Genomic DNA, 13227 nt, shown 5'->3' on the forward strand with positions numbered 1-13227 from the left:
GCAGAAATAGTGAGAAGTTGGCTGACCCGTCTTATCTTTGAAGTCTTTATATTCATCAATAACAACAGCTAGCTCATATGGAAGCTCATCTTTTAAAAGGGCAAAAGCTTGCTCTCTGATATATTCAGTTGCAAAGAATCTCTCTGGCTTATTAGAGATTGACCCTTTGTCATAGAAGTGAGGCCCAGGTATTGCTGTGTCACAGATCTCTCCTGTAAGAAGGTGAACATTACTCCCCTGTCTTATTTGAGATAAGAAAATGTTTTTCTAGATTAGGAACAATTTCTTTTGCCTTTTCCATCACCATAGACAAAGGAAGCTCAGAAGCTGCTTCAACACGGTCAGCTTTTGTAAAGACTACCCAAGTTCTTCCAATTTCTTTTTTCAGGTTTTCCTTGAAATCAACAAATTGTTGAAGAACATCTTTAGTAAGATCAATTAATAGGAGATTAAGATCTGCTCCATCAACACCTTCTCTCGCCTGTTGGTTGATTCTCTTATTTAGCTCTTGGCTTGATTTGTGTAGACCTGGAGTATCAACAAGAACAATTTCAGTCTTATCAATAGTTAAAACCGCATGAAACTTTACTTCTTGTCGTCTGTGGCTTATTCGTCACAATACTAAGATCCATTCCAAGTAGGTAATTTACAAGTGAACTCTTTCCAACATTTGGAGCACCTAAAATAGCAACCATAATTGACTTATTGTCTGGGTGTTGATTTTCAATAAGCATAATCTTCTCCTTAGTCTAAAATTGAAATTTAGATATCTTAACGCTAATTCTTTCTGTAGTTGTTTCTTGCTATGACCAATAATTTCATCAACTTTTTTGTCGTTGATATGTAGTTCAACGAGGAAGCCCTCTTCAATACTCTTGGCACGATATTCTGGAAGAGTTTTATATTCCCTCATCGTTAACTCCTGAAGAGTTGATTTTGGATCAAAGAGATATAGTTTCTTCTCATCAATAAAGGCCGATCGAGAAAAGCTCTCATACTCTCCAATAATATGTTGGAGCAGCTCGTAAGCCCTATTCATATCAGTATCAATTGTGACAGCACCAATAAGGGCCTCAAAGACATCACAAATAATTAGAATCATTAATTGGGTTAACAAGTTCACCCTTTCCAAGCAGCACCATCTGATCGATTTTAATAAAACGACCAATATCGGCGAGGGCCCTTTCATTAACAAGAGCACTTCTTAACTTAGACAGCTTTCCTTCGGACTCATCTGCAAACTTCGTAAAGAGCTCATATGTGATATAACTCCCAAGAACGGCATCCCCGACGAAATTCTAGACGCTCGTAACTACGACGTTTTTGCTTGCTAAACTCATGAACAAAAGAGCGATGAGTTAAGGACTCGATCAGATGATCAAGCTCTTGAAATTGATAATTGATTTGCTGTTGTAGCTCGGTAATGAGCTGTGATTGTGTGAAAATTTCCTGAAGAGATACCTCTGCTTTAGCAATTGTCTTTTCATAGACAAATGCACCAAAGCTATTATTCAAAGCCATATCTGTACTTTGCGAGGTCGTCTTACCAGTCATTTTTCACCTTATATTTAATTGTTAGAGGCTTTTTATCACCACGGCACGTCATAAGCAAGAGAAGATTTTAAGTTGTGTAAATTTAACTAGATGGGTACAATATGTGAGATTTATTAAACAAATTATATGAAGGAAACTTCGTAAAATATTGAACTCTCAAGGGTTTTTCACATGGATATGAAAACAGATAAGAATGAGCAAGGAAAGAACTCGCCAGAAATGAATAAACTCTACTCATGGCAGTGCGATTTCTATCAGCATTTAGAAAATAAGGGTCGTAGTGTGAACACTCTTAAAAACTATAAGACTGATCTCGATTGCTTCAATCACTATCTAGTGGAAAATCAGAAACACGTGAATATCGAAGGCTTCTCTATTCCCGAAATTGTTGAGTACGGAAAGTACCTAGAAGTTAAATACACTTCTGATAACTCTCGTCGTCGTCGCATTCAGGCCCTGCGCCTATTCTTTGACTACTTAGTAGAGAGGGCCATCTTTAATCACAACCCGGTGAGAAAAGTTCCGACATCTCCTAAGTTTCTCGATATACCAAGGCCAACGAACTTCGCAAATGTTAAAACTCTTTGGCTCCACCTATTAGAAGATGAGAAACAGGCGAACTCACAACTCGACAAACTAAAAATACAAAGAAACCAACTCATCTTTCTTCTTATTTATACTGGTGGGCTTAAAGTTTCCGATCTCTCACAACTTCAAAGAGATCACTTTAGCTTTGGAAAGAGTCCACGTGTGATGATCACACATCCTAAGAGAGATCCTTATACCGTGGCCCTGCCTGAATTCTTTCAACAGGTCTATGAGAGATATCTCAACCTACTCAACAAAGTAAAATCAAGTCACACAATTGAATTCAGTGAAATATTCTTCAATGCAAATGCTCATAAAATCCTCTCAGGCGGAATCTCTGCAAGAGGTATTGAGCTCATCTTCGATAGTTGGAGAAAGAAGCTCGTGATGGAGATTACCCCAAAATCCCTGAGGCAATCTTGTATTTTCACTTGGCTTCATAAAGAAATCAACGGAACAATCATTAAAGAATGGCTTGGAGTTTCCCCTTCATACTCTTTAAAATTATACAAGGATCACCTTAGTCAGAATGTTTTTACTGATGATTTTATAGAACAGGCCTATAAGGACGTCACAAACTTTTCTTAAGTCTACTCGACTTTTAAAGGTGCTGGCTTCTTATAAACAGGAACTCCTGCGTCTTGATCTAAGTGCCAACGATCCGTATAAAGTTCGTCTTTTTCAACTCGATAAAAAGTTAGGTCTTGATCTAACTCGTCGAGGCGATAGATCAACTCTTTTTGAATCTTAATTTGATCTTTCTTCTTGGCCAGTAACAGGTTAAGGGCCTGCTCTTTCTTCTTCTGTAATTCAAGAATTTGCTTATCATATTGTGCGGCCAAATCGACTTGTTCCTGTCTAAAGCCCCAGACAAATTTGTTCACACGATTAAGCTGATAGAGAAAGTCCCTCTTCTTCGCAAGAAGAGCGACACGATAGCGAGAAGCAGTTTGAATTCTCTTGGCCAGACGATCAGATTTAAAGACTAAGATCGTTCCTCGTCTAAACGTATGAGAAGGTCCCCAACATGGATAGAGATTCTTGACATAGAGAGTAAGATAACCTTTTTCAATAGCGCGAATATTACCCTGACAAGGCTCCTCTTCTCTTTTCTTTGTCACCCAAAACTTAAGAGGATCAGATGCCTTAAAGAATTTTGTATTTAATGATTCGACCTGAATCTTGAGAATTGTTGCATCACTAGACTTATCACTAACACGACCAGAAAATTTTGAGTAATCAATATTTGGGTCGTAGAAAGAGTCCAGTCCCTTTGTCTTATGATAGTTCGCGTAATCATCAAACTTTGGAAAGTTACTAGTATTTAACGTCTCCTGCTTAGTGACGATTTGAGCAGTATTGGCCCAAGTAACTGAGTAAATTAATGCGATGATTAAGAACTTCATACTTCTATTATGCCCCATATCATGTGCTTGTCCAGCCATGAAAAACTTGTCACCTAAACGGGCTCCGTGCTACCTTTGATAGGAATTTTGCATCTTAATTAAGGGAGAAAATATGGATTTTTTTATTGATACAGGTGATATTGAAGAAATTAAAGCGGCCAGCGAATGGGGAATTATCGATGGTGTAACGACAAACCCTTCAATCATCGCAAAAACAGGAAGAACACAAGAAGAAGTTATTAAAGATATCTGTGAGATTATCGACGGTCCTATCTCTGCGGAAGTTATCGCAACAGACAAAGATGGTATGATCAAAGAAGGTAAAGAACTTGCTAAGATTCACGACAACGTCGTTATTAAGCTTCCACTTACTGAAGATGGAATTGCTGCTTGTAAGTGGTTTTCTGAAAATGGAATCAAGACAAATGTCACTCTTTGCTTCAGCTCAAACCAAGCACTCCTAGCGGCCAAGAATGGAGCAACTTATATCTCTCCATTTATTGGAAGACTTGATGACATCGGTGTTGATGGAATGGGACTGATCCAAGAAATTAGACATATGTATGATATGTACGGGTTCACAACTCAAATTCTAGCCGCTTCTGTAAGACATGCTGATCACGTTAAGCAAGCTTCTCTTATCGGAGCAGATGTTTCAACAATGCCTTTCAAGGTTATCAAGCAACTATTCCACCACCCAATGACTGATATTGGACTGGCACAATTTCTTGCTGATCACGAGAAGTCTAAAAAATAGACGATCAAATCACTAAATTATTTATACTAAATTTAGAAATAAAAACGGGGGCTTATACGGCCCCTATTTTTTTAGTAATTTTCCCCTCAAAAATGCCGAAGCGAGCTTAGAATATGCCTATAGGTAAATGGGGAATAATGAAAAGCATACTATTATTATCACTTATACTTACAACACTTATCTCGTGTAATGCTCAAAAAAATGGGACAGATAATATCTCGACAGACCCAGTAGCAGAAACGAGTAAGCTACCAATGAAGTGGGATGGGGCCAACCTTCCCCTCACAGTCTATATTGGTGATACGATGCTTGCTGAAGTTAGTGGTGAGGGAGATGACTCCGATGGCCACAACCTTATCGAACAAATGGAAAAGCAGTGGAATGAGGCCGATCCTGCACGAACTTACTTCAATATTAGTTCAACTCACTCAAGAACAAATCTTAATTATACCAATCTCGATAGCTATCTCGATGGAGAAATTGGAATTTACAAGAGTACAAATTGGTTCTCATATATTGGCTCAGGAGTTCTGGCCGTAACCTCATATCTTGGTGAGTACAAGGGAAGCTATATAAAGCTAAGTCATGCCGATATCATTATGAATTATCGCGACTACACTTTTACTAACGATACAAGCAATAGCTATAACTATGACCTCCCCTCTGTCGTTCTCCATGAACTAGGGCATATGATCGGTCTTAAGCATACAACGTCTTCAGTTATTCCAAGTGTTATGCAACCAACTCTTAGTGCTAGTGAAGTCAAAAGAGAAGTAACGGCTTATGATATAAGCTACGTCACGAGCAACTATAATAATGTTGCAGCAATCTCAGCAAGTGCTCTTGCCCTAACGACTGAAGGCGAAGAGACACCACGCTATTTCAAAGGCTATATTGAGATGCGAACAGATGGGAATTGTTATCATTACCAGAATGAAAGACTAGTCGAAGTTCATAAGCATGGAATCAATAGCACTGCTGATTAGGCCAGCGCTCTTTCAACACAATTTCTAATTCTATTCTTTGCTCGAAAAATAATCTGGCGAAAGTTCACATTGGTGAGGTTTAAAATATCAAGAATTGAGTCTGTTTCCTCACCTTCAACATGCTTAAGGTAGAAAGCACTACGTTGCACTTCAGGCAGGTGATCCATACAAATCTGTATAATTTTTAACATCTCTGATGAGCTTAAACTCTTTTCAGGATCGGCCCATTCCTTGGCCCAATGCCCATCTGGAGCAAAGGAAGATTCGAGGGCCTCTTCTATAGGATCAGTCTTGTCATACTTAAAATTAGCTCGTCTCATTTCAGAGACTTTATTGTAGAAGATCCCAAAGAGGAATGTTCTAATATGACTTCTTCCCTCAAAACGAGGGACAACTTCAATAAAAGTCGTCCAAGTATTGGCCGTGACATCTTGTGCTATTTCAGGGCTTAGCCCTTGGCCAAGTCCGGCCTTATATAAGTGATCGGTGTAGCTATCGATCAAATGTGAGAGGGCCTCATTATCAAGGGCCTTTACTTTTTCTAAGAAATCAGGATCACTAAAATTTTTCATCCTCTCAATTCTACCCAAATAATGGACTCAGGTAAATATTTTAGATTGTCACTTTTTTGTCAAATTCACCACTAAATTAAGTCAGCTCTTCAATATTATGGGAGAATACTAATATGAGAAATATACTGCTAATACTCACAATCTTTATGACCAATCAGGTGATGGCCTTTGATCATCAATATAGTCATTGGAACTTGATACTAAAAAAATACCTACGAGTTGAAGCTAAGCAGACGCTTTTTAATTACCAAGAGCTCTCAAAGAACCCAAAGATCTTAAATGACACCCTCAGAGAGTTTTCCGAATTAAAGAAAGAAGAATTCGACCAATTCACCAAGCCACAAAGACTGGCCTTTCTCATTAATAGTTACAACGCTTTTACAATCAAGCTCATTCTCAATCACTACCCTGTGGACTCTATTAAAGATATAGGAAGCTTCTTTAGCTCTCCATGGAAGAAGAGATTCTTCACGCTCTTTGGAAAGAAAACTCATCTTGATCAGATAGAGCATGAGTATATAAGAAAGAACTTTGATGAGCCTCGCATTCATTTTGCCGTAGTCTGTGCCTCACTTGGCTGTCCTCCTCTAGCGACACAGGCCTATACAGATAAGAATTTAGACAAGCTTTTAGAAGAGCAGGCCATCCTCTTTATTACTGATCAGAATGAAAACCGCCTCACTAAGAAGCGCCTTTACTTGTCAAAAATTTTTAAGTGGTATGGTGATGACTTCAAGAATAAGTATCAATCCTACCTCCACTTTGTAGCGAAGCGAATCGTTCAAGATAAAAGTATTCAGCAAAGAATTATCTCAGGAGATATTCCAAGTAGCTGGAATAATTATGATTGGAAGTTGAATAATTAATTTTACAAAATTAGATTGTGCACAATCTAAATATCTGCTATATTCTTCCTAACAAGGAGATCAATATGGGTATTCACCATTTTAAAGCAATAGATATCACAGGTAAGGAGCGCGAGCTCTCAGAGTTTAAAGATAAGGTCATTCTTATCGTCAATACTGCAAGTAAGTGCGGATTCACACCACAGTACGCAGGACTTCAAGAACTTTACAAGAAGTATGAGGGAAAACTTGAGGTACTGGCCTTTCCATGTAATCAGTTTGGAAAGCAAGAGCCAGGAGAATCAAATGAGATTGCAGAGTTTTGTGATCTAAAATTCAACGTCAGTTTTCCAATCTTTGATAAGATTGATGTTAACGGAGAAAACACTCACCCTCTTTATGATTACCTGAAAAAGGAAAGGCCTGGCCTACTTGGTTCACAAAATATCAAATGGAACTTTACGAAATTTCTCATTGATAAAAATGGTGAACCAGTCAAGAGATACGCTCCTCAAGTTAAACCAAACGAACTTGAAAAAGATATTGAGGAACTACTTTAATGGATCAAGGCCAATTAAAATTAGACAATCAGCTTTGCTTTAGTCTCTATAGACTAAGCAAGCTGATGGTTGCCAAGTATCGTCCCATTTTAGATGAGATAGATCTCACCTATCCTCAGTATTTGGCCATGATGGTTATTTGGGAAAATCAAAATCTCTCAGTTAAAGAGCTTGGTCAAAAGCTTAGTCTCGATTCAGGAACGCTAACTCCCCTTCTTAAGAGACTCATTGCCAAGGGGCTTGTCCAAAAGAAGCGCTCAAAAGAAGATGAAAGAATTGTTCTCATCGCTCTAACAGATGAAGGGATTAATCTTAAGCACAGAGCACTAGAGGTTCCTGCCAAGATAGCCTGTTCAACAGAAATGAATATTGATGAATTGAGAAAACTCAAGACGACATTAGACGAGCTCTATATGAATTGGAAAGAGGACTAAACGTCCTCTTCCTCATCCGTTTCATCCTTAATATCAAGACCTAGAATTGTTTCGATAATATCTTCTAAAGTTACGACTCCTAAGAATGAAGAGTCTTCTTTTATAACACCGGCCATATGCTCTTGACGCTTTATCAATTTTTTAAAGACATTTCTAATAGGGATATCTTCTGTCACATGAAGCATTGGAACGGTAATATCTTCCACTGTTGGTCGCTCACCTCTTGCAATCGATGAGAGAACTGAGGTTCTAAGGATGTAGCCTCTAACATCATCTTCATGATCACCAATGACTGGATAACGAGAATACCTCTCTTTCTCACAGAGTTGAAATACTTCTTCAATAGTGTGGAAGGCCCTCACTGTCACAGCATTTTCAATAAGCTTTACAATTGAACCAATTGGTTGATCAGGGAATTGAAGTAAACTTTTAAATGTTTCGTATTCTTCTTTATGAATGGCACCGTCTTTGAGGCCAATTTCAGCGATAGCACTAAACTCATCACGAGTAATCTTCTCTTCATCATCGCCTTTTAAAAGCAAAGAAATCTTCTCACTAATCCAAACAAGTGGCAGAGTAATGACGACAAGAATAGGCAGCACTCGTGCAGAAAATGGAGAAAGAGCTTTCCAATATCTGGCACCAATTGACTTGGGAATAATCTCAGAAAAAATGAGAATGATCAGTGTTAAAATCACAGAGAAGAGCGTGAAGAGTTCATCGCCAAAAATTTCTTGTGCCTGAGCACCTGCTCCTGTTGCCCCAATAGTATGGGCCACAGTATTTAAACTCAAAATTGCGGCCAGAGGTCTTTCAATATTATCTCTTAATGGCCTAAGCCTATTATATACTGCTGGAGAACTATGCTTCAGTGATTCAAGATAACCTGGACTGATACTTAGAATAACAGCTTCAAGGATTGAACAAAGAAATGAAACTCCAACTGCCAATACAATGAAGATGATTAAGGCACTCATTTTATTTTAAACTCCTAAAACGTGGAACGAATACTTCTAATATACCACTCTCCGTTTTAAGATTCAAAGAAAGTCGTGGGACTTCCTTGCGATTATCTCTATGAATATCTCTAAACATCTAATGAGCACAGATCCACAAATCCCAGTGGACATGAGATCGAAATCTCAACCTCACATGATGGACCAGTTATAGGTACACAGCGATGAGAGGCGGACTCTCCAAAGAAGCAACCATTAATAAATCCCTCGGGACAAAAAGTGGCCACTTCAAAACCACACTCAGGACCGGACTGTGGTAGGCAAATATGATACGCCGACTCTCCTGTTTCACAACCATCTTGAAAACCTACCGGACAGTTAAGCTTATAATCAAAAGCACAACTCATTCCTCTTAGAGGAACACACTTATGCTCAGCGGCATTAGCGGCCGGAGTCGTTAGTGAAATTAGCGCTGTAAAAAAGATGAAGACAGAAGTATTCAGAAAACTCTGAAGCATAAGACCCTCTCAATAAATTATTGTGTTTGTGTTGTTGAGAGTTTTTTATGCAAGAAAGTGTGAAAAGTCCACAATTTCTGTTTTCTAATTCCACTTTATCGCGATCTTACCGACAGAATTCCCCGATTCAATGAGTTCATGGGCCTGTGCGACATGCTCTGCATCAAACTCACTAATAGGATGTCCCTTAATGACCCCTTGCTCAACAAGTGCCAAAAGTGTGACCATCGCCTCATCTAAGATTTCTCGGTGCTCAAAGAGAAAGGATAAGTTGAAGGCCATAATACTTTTGTTGGCAGAAGTCAGATCAATGGGGTTAAAGCGCGGTGTTTTTAGATAATTCCAAACCAAGCTTAAGAAGTTTAAACGTCCAGAACCAGAACCACTCTTTGGAAGCATCGTATGGAACCCATAGACCACAAGCTTTCCTGTTGGGCGAAGATGATTGAAACTTTCTTTGAGAGTTTTAACTCCATTGGCATCGAGGATAACATCATATCCCTGCGAGCTAATTTGCTTCGCTCTTTGCCAAAGGTCTTCTTGAGACTTATCAATAATATGATCGCAGCCAAGACTTAGGAGATGATCCTTCTTATGTGAGCTTCCAATAACACCAGTAACCTCACAGTCATGCCATTTTGCGAGTTGAACCAAAGCACTTCCCACCCCTCCAGCCGCAGAATGAATAAGAACCTTGGACTTTTTTCTAAAGACAAAGTTTTGAAAGAGACCATGATAGGCCGTAAGAAAGACCGCTGGAAAACAAGCGGCCTGTGCAAAACTTAAGGCCTCTGGCTTTTTAAAGAGGAAGCCCTCTTCGACAACAACCTGATTTGCGTAAGCATCAAAGAGAGTAACACCAAAGACAGCATCACCAACTTTAAACTTTGAAACCTCGGCGCCAACTTCTTCTACAATACCAGAGAACTCAAAACCTGGAGTAATTGGCCAGCCCACATATTGTTTTGCCGATTCATAAATTCCCCAGCGTATACAAATATCGGCATAATTAATACCACTATACTGAACTTTAACCTTTACTTGATTGACCTGACATTTGAGATCAGGGTGCTCTTCAAGCTTAAGTTTTTCATATCCTCCAGCACTGTGAATCACTATTTTCTTCATCTTTAATTTCCTTATAATTTAATCTCTTCACCTAACTCACGAGGGCATTGAAATTCTTCATGACCTTGTCTTTGAAAAAGATAGCTCAAAGTTCCGCTCTTCTTCTTAGTCAGCTTAGTTATCAGCTTATCCTTACTAAAGTTAATCTCATAGTAATCAACATGGTAGCGAAGAATATCATTTGAATCGACTTTAAAGAAAAAGAGTCTTCCTTGCTTAAGTTCACGAGAAAAACCCTGACTAGAATAATAGAAACACTTTCCCTTAAGATTCTCCAAAGACGGAAGCATGAGGTAAGCAAATAGAAGTATTCCAAACATCCCTAACGCCGAGATTTGAAGATAAGATAAAACTGACTTAAACATAGTAGTAATATCTTCCCTAGGCTTACAGAGACCGTCAAGTTCGAGGTAGAATTGAACGTATGAAAAAGCTCCTATTGATGACATTCATTCTTCTCTCAACACCAACAATGGCCAATAAGTTTCAATTTAACTTCAATATAGGTCAGGATACAGCGGATGATGGCGAAGAGAGATCAGGAACGGCCACCCTGGTGCGCTTTGGGCTTTCAACAACTCCAAAGACAATGTTCCGCCTCAATACAGCATTCACCTATCAAAGTGGCTCAAATAGTTTCTCTCAGGGAGACTTTACTCTTGGTCCTTATATTTATCCTCTGGCCTATATGGGTCGAAAAACACCTGGACAACCATTTCTCTTTGCCGAAGGAAAAATTGGCTTTGGAAGCATGGCCAAGAAATCACGAACAGACTCAGGCTTTGGAATGGGTGCAGGTATTGATCTTCAAATGTTTAAAAACTCTGGTTTTACATTTTCAGTTGAACAACACTCGGCCTCAGAATCAAGTACGAGACTATGGTTTGGTTTCTACTGGCGCTAAAGCGGCCAGAGAGCGAACATCAAGAATCCCCCATAATTTACCCTGAATTTGTTAAGGTTTATCCTTGAAAATGACAATAATTGAGCGTGAAGAGTTCCTAAGAAGGAGGATTTCATGCCAAATTCGTCAAAGACAATTTTTCTTAAGCCAAATGAAATGCTCTTTAGAGAGAATGAGCCGGCAGAAAATCTCTACATCATTAAATCTGGGATGATTCGAATCTTTCGTCCCAAGGGAAAGGGCTATATAGAGCTGGCCGTTCTCCATCAAGGTGAACTGGTTGGCGAAATGGCACTCTTTGAAAATAATAAGAATCGTAGAAATGCCTCTGCCGAAGCGATTGTCTCTACTGAATTATATGAAGTCAGTTTTGATGCCTTCAAGAACGCCTATGATAAACTTAATCCATGGTTTCAAACAATACTCAATACACTCACCTCTCGACTCAATATTCAAAATACTAAAGTTAAGGCCTTTGAGTCAAACTCAGTGAGTATGGATTATAACGAACTCCGGGCCGGGGGCGTTTACAATTTTTTTAAAGAGATTGAAGTTATCCGCCTCTTTAGCGTCTTCTATATGGCCTTCAAATGTCAGGCAGATCAACAAGGAAATGAGTCAACGATTCACGAGTCAACATTAGACTTGTTCTCACATGATATATTCAGCTTTAGTGAGGTCAAGATTAAGGAGTTTATAAAAATATTGGAGAACTTAAATTTAATTCAAAGAAAGCCAGATAAAGAAGGACAGCTTAAACTTATCTACACGAATGATGTTGAGATTTTTAAAAAGGCCATCATCTTTCTAAATAAAGAGAGGCACCTTCAGGATGATAAGAAGTTACATGTTAGTGAAAACTGTATTCATCTTCTTGATGGAATAAGAAAGAAGCACGAGGCCGTTCCTTATCCAACTTTACACCCTACCGTAAATATTCAGGGAATTATTGATGAACTAAGAAAGGAGAAAATTAATATTTCGCAATCTGACTATGTCGGCGCTATAAAGGGTAACTTCATTGATGAGCCCTATTTTAATAATGAGAATAAGGCCGTTTGTGGCGTTGATTTAAATAGAGTGATGTCACTTCTACCAATGGTCAAAATACTAACCGCATTTGAAAATTTTAATCAAGATAAGAGACTTAAATAGTAAGTTCTGAGGCCTTCGCTGCCGCAACAGGAGAGCTGAACTCAACGTCACTAGATTTTGTCACACTCAAACGGGCCTCAAAGAAAGCTTTGAGTGTCCTCATAAAAGGAGCTTTGAACTTTTCTATCTCAACAAAGAGTTCGTGATAGCCACCGGGAACGATGACCAATTCTTCAATAAATTCTTTATTTGTAAAGTACTCGATGGCCGCATGAGGACAAACCACCTTATCAGAACTTGCAACAACAGCACTAACTGGACACTGGAAATCAATTGCCGTTTCAAAAACTTCATTGGCACGATGGACGATCTCCATCATTAATTTCGATTCTGTATGCTGATTAACAAGAGGATCTTTCATAAGATCATAGAGGGCCTTAGCATCATGAGAATAGCGATCTTGATCATTATCCGCATCGATATCAAAACTCATTGGCAGATCTTTGATCAGGCCCGTTAACGAGGCTCCCGAGAGTCCTAAAACCTTCCCAAGTCCAGGGAAACCAACAGCAGGAGAAGAGAGAAATATCGCGCTTGGCCTTAGAATATCTTTTGAAAAGTTCTTATAGAAATCACAGGCGACAAGACTGCCCATCGAATGGGCATAAATTCCATATTCAGTAATATTAAATTTTTCGAGACAAGAGAGAATGACTTCCCTCAGATCTTTGGCAAAGGTTTCAAAAGAGTCAATATAGGCCCTCTTCCCTCCGCTCATTCCATGTCCACGGTGATCGAGAAAAACATAGTTGAATTGCTTTCCAAGAAGTGATTCTACATAGGTATGACGATCAAGATGTTCACCTAAACCATGGAGACAGAAAATCCAACTTGCTGCTTGACGATCAACAACTTTTATTCGAA

General features: G+C 38.9%; 20 protein-coding genes. 8 read left to right on the top strand and 12 right to left on the bottom strand.

Going from position 1 to position 13227, the window contains the following annotated elements:
• Positions 1-229: 229 nt before the first annotated feature.
• From M901_RS18270 to M901_RS16065, 5 genes are read right to left on the bottom strand one after another with little or no spacing between them, the layout of a single operon-like run.
• Positions 230-610 (bottom strand): GTPase, encoded by a 381-nt coding sequence (locus M901_RS18270; protein ID WP_081653283.1) that lies wholly within the window; start codon positions 608-610, stop codon positions 230-232.
• The gene (locus tag M901_RS16915; RefSeq protein WP_021276211.1) at positions 561-695 is read right to left on the bottom strand and encodes a GTPase; all 135 of its coding nucleotides are present in this window, start codon (positions 693-695) and stop codon (positions 561-563) included. Before M901_RS16915 ends, M901_RS18270 begins: the two co-directional genes overlap by 50 nt.
• Positions 680-1117 (bottom strand): hypothetical protein, encoded by a 438-nt coding sequence (locus M901_RS16060; RefSeq protein WP_157679746.1) that lies wholly within the window; start codon positions 1115-1117, stop codon positions 680-682. The genes M901_RS16915 and M901_RS16060 overlap by 16 nt, the downstream gene beginning before the upstream one ends.
• Positions 1083-1265, bottom strand: a complete 183-nt coding sequence (locus M901_RS18275) for a ribonuclease III domain-containing protein (RefSeq protein ID WP_081653284.1) — start codon at positions 1263-1265, stop codon at positions 1083-1085. Before M901_RS18275 ends, M901_RS16060 begins: the two co-directional genes overlap by 35 nt.
• Positions 1255-1521, bottom strand: a complete 267-nt coding sequence (locus tag M901_RS16065) for a hypothetical protein (protein ID WP_198295311.1) — start codon at positions 1519-1521, stop codon at positions 1255-1257. Before M901_RS16065 ends, M901_RS18275 begins: the two co-directional genes overlap by 11 nt.
• A 204-nt stretch (positions 1522-1725) precedes the next feature.
• On the opposite strand from M901_RS16065, the gene M901_RS00575 reads away from it, so the two are divergent.
• Positions 1726-2730, top strand: a complete 1005-nt coding sequence (locus M901_RS00575) for a site-specific integrase (RefSeq protein WP_021276202.1) — start codon at positions 1726-1728, stop codon at positions 2728-2730.
• A gap of 2 nt (positions 2731-2732) precedes the next feature.
• Here the strand turns inward: M901_RS00575 and M901_RS00580 are convergent, their stop codons facing one another.
• On the bottom strand, positions 2733-3548 hold the full coding sequence (locus tag M901_RS00580) for a hypothetical protein (RefSeq protein ID WP_198295312.1): 816 nt from the start codon (positions 3546-3548) through the stop codon (positions 2733-2735).
• Between the two features lie 112 nt (positions 3549-3660).
• Between M901_RS00580 and fsa the strand changes: the two genes are divergently transcribed.
• The gene (gene fsa, locus M901_RS00585) at positions 3661-4305 is read left to right on the top strand and encodes a fructose-6-phosphate aldolase (RefSeq protein ID WP_021276215.1); all 645 of its coding nucleotides are present in this window, start codon (positions 3661-3663) and stop codon (positions 4303-4305) included.
• 137 nt (positions 4306-4442) lie between these two features.
• The gene (locus M901_RS00590) at positions 4443-5291 is read left to right on the top strand and encodes a matrixin family metalloprotease (protein ID WP_021276210.1); all 849 of its coding nucleotides are present in this window, start codon (positions 4443-4445) and stop codon (positions 5289-5291) included.
• Here the strand turns inward: M901_RS00590 and M901_RS00595 are convergent.
• Positions 5288-5863 carry an RNA polymerase sigma factor gene (locus tag M901_RS00595; protein ID WP_021276208.1) on the bottom strand — a complete coding sequence of 192 codons (576 nt, stop codon included), beginning with the start codon at positions 5861-5863 and terminating at the stop codon, positions 5288-5290. The genes M901_RS00590 and M901_RS00595 overlap by 4 nt on opposite strands.
• A gap of 113 nt (positions 5864-5976) precedes the next feature.
• On the opposite strand from M901_RS00595, the gene M901_RS00600 reads away from it, so the two are divergent.
• The 3 genes from M901_RS00600 (at position 5977) to M901_RS00610 (ending at position 7702) form a co-directional block, all read left to right on the top strand.
• Entirely contained in the window at positions 5977-6729 is a 753-nt protein-coding gene (locus M901_RS00600) for a DUF547 domain-containing protein (RefSeq protein WP_021276219.1), read from the top strand.
• 65 nt (positions 6730-6794) lie between these two features.
• Positions 6795-7268, top strand: coding sequence for a glutathione peroxidase (locus tag M901_RS00605; protein WP_021276217.1), 474 nt, complete (start codon positions 6795-6797; stop codon positions 7266-7268).
• The gene (locus tag M901_RS00610) at positions 7268-7702 is read left to right on the top strand and encodes a MarR family winged helix-turn-helix transcriptional regulator (protein WP_021276214.1); all 435 of its coding nucleotides are present in this window, start codon (positions 7268-7270) and stop codon (positions 7700-7702) included. Before M901_RS00605 ends, M901_RS00610 begins: the two co-directional genes overlap by 1 nt.
• On the opposite strand, the gene M901_RS00615 is transcribed toward M901_RS00610, so the two are convergent.
• The 4 genes from M901_RS00615 to M901_RS00630 form a co-directional block, all read right to left on the bottom strand.
• Positions 7699-8679 carry a CNNM domain-containing protein gene (locus tag M901_RS00615; protein ID WP_021276206.1) on the bottom strand — a complete coding sequence of 327 codons (981 nt, stop codon included), beginning with the start codon at positions 8677-8679 and terminating at the stop codon, positions 7699-7701. The genes M901_RS00610 and M901_RS00615 overlap by 4 nt on opposite strands.
• A gap of 110 nt (positions 8680-8789) precedes the next feature.
• Positions 8790-9176, bottom strand: a complete 387-nt coding sequence (locus tag M901_RS00620) for a hypothetical protein (RefSeq protein ID WP_021276213.1) — start codon at positions 9174-9176, stop codon at positions 8790-8792.
• Positions 9177-9260: 84 nt separating this feature from the next.
• Positions 9261-10304 (bottom strand): medium chain dehydrogenase/reductase family protein, encoded by a 1044-nt coding sequence (locus M901_RS00625; protein ID WP_021276216.1) that lies wholly within the window; start codon positions 10302-10304, stop codon positions 9261-9263.
• 11 nt (positions 10305-10315) lie between these two features.
• Positions 10316-10753, bottom strand: coding sequence for a hypothetical protein (locus M901_RS00630; RefSeq protein WP_034719229.1), 438 nt, complete (start codon positions 10751-10753; stop codon positions 10316-10318).
• On the opposite strand from M901_RS00630, the gene M901_RS00635 reads away from it, so the two are divergent.
• Both M901_RS00635 and M901_RS00640 read left to right on the top strand, forming a co-directional pair.
• The gene (locus tag M901_RS00635) at positions 10729-11208 is read left to right on the top strand and encodes a hypothetical protein (RefSeq protein WP_034719233.1); all 480 of its coding nucleotides are present in this window, start codon (positions 10729-10731) and stop codon (positions 11206-11208) included. The two genes, M901_RS00630 and M901_RS00635, sit on opposite strands and share 25 nt — an antisense overlap.
• A 114-nt stretch (positions 11209-11322) precedes the next feature.
• Complete coding sequence (locus M901_RS00640; RefSeq protein WP_021276207.1) at positions 11323-12363, top strand: Crp/Fnr family transcriptional regulator; 1041 nt, start codon at positions 11323-11325, stop codon at positions 12361-12363.
• On the opposite strand, the gene M901_RS00645 is transcribed toward M901_RS00640, so the two are convergent.
• Positions 12356-13227: alpha/beta fold hydrolase (locus M901_RS00645; RefSeq protein WP_021276204.1), on the bottom strand; the 872-nt coding region annotated here is incomplete at its 5' end. The genes M901_RS00640 and M901_RS00645 overlap by 8 nt on opposite strands.

It is taken from the genome of Bacteriovorax sp. DB6_IX, assembly GCF_000447775.1.
Classification (GTDB): domain Bacteria; phylum Bdellovibrionota; class Bacteriovoracia; order Bacteriovoracales; family Bacteriovoracaceae; genus Halobacteriovorax_A.

Bases quoted from the DNA above. Each gene is read 5' to 3' on its own strand.
- M901_RS00640 (WP_021276207.1), top strand. From the start codon at position 11,323: ATGCCAAATTCGTCAAAGACAATTTTTCTTAAGCCAAATGAAATGCTC.
- M901_RS00600 (WP_021276219.1), top strand. From the start codon at position 5,977: ATGAGAAATATACTGCTAATACTCACAATCTTTATGACCAATCAGGTG.
- M901_RS00605 (WP_021276217.1), top strand. From the start codon at position 6,795: ATGGGTATTCACCATTTTAAAGCAATAGATATCACAGGTAAGGAGCGC.
- M901_RS00620 (WP_021276213.1), bottom strand. From the start codon at position 9,176: ATGCTTCAGAGTTTTCTGAATACTTCTGTCTTCATCTTTTTTACAGCG.
- M901_RS00615 (WP_021276206.1), bottom strand. From the start codon at position 8,679: ATGAGTGCCTTAATCATCTTCATTGTATTGGCAGTTGGAGTTTCATTT.
- M901_RS00635 (WP_034719233.1), top strand. From the start codon at position 10,729: ATGAAAAAGCTCCTATTGATGACATTCATTCTTCTCTCAACACCAACA.
- M901_RS00575 (WP_021276202.1), top strand. From the start codon at position 1,726: ATGGATATGAAAACAGATAAGAATGAGCAAGGAAAGAACTCGCCAGAA.
- fsa (WP_021276215.1), top strand. From the start codon at position 3,661: ATGGATTTTTTTATTGATACAGGTGATATTGAAGAAATTAAAGCGGCC.
- M901_RS16915 (WP_021276211.1), bottom strand. From the start codon at position 695: ATGGTTGCTATTTTAGGTGCTCCAAATGTTGGAAAGAGTTCACTTGTA.
- M901_RS00610 (WP_021276214.1), top strand. From the start codon at position 7,268: ATGGATCAAGGCCAATTAAAATTAGACAATCAGCTTTGCTTTAGTCTC.
- M901_RS00595 (WP_021276208.1), bottom strand. From the start codon at position 5,863: ATGAAAAATTTTAGTGATCCTGATTTCTTAGAAAAAGTAAAGGCCCTT.
- M901_RS00590 (WP_021276210.1), top strand. From the start codon at position 4,443: ATGAAAAGCATACTATTATTATCACTTATACTTACAACACTTATCTCG.
- M901_RS00630 (WP_034719229.1), bottom strand. From the start codon at position 10,753: ATGTCATCAATAGGAGCTTTTTCATACGTTCAATTCTACCTCGAACTT.
- M901_RS16065 (WP_198295311.1), bottom strand. From the start codon at position 1,521: ATGGCTTTGAATAATAGCTTTGGTGCATTTGTCTATGAAAAGACAATT.
- M901_RS00625 (WP_021276216.1), bottom strand. From the start codon at position 10,304: ATGAAGAAAATAGTGATTCACAGTGCTGGAGGATATGAAAAACTTAAG.
- M901_RS00580 (WP_198295312.1), bottom strand. From the start codon at position 3,548: ATGAAGTTCTTAATCATCGCATTAATTTACTCAGTTACTTGGGCCAAT.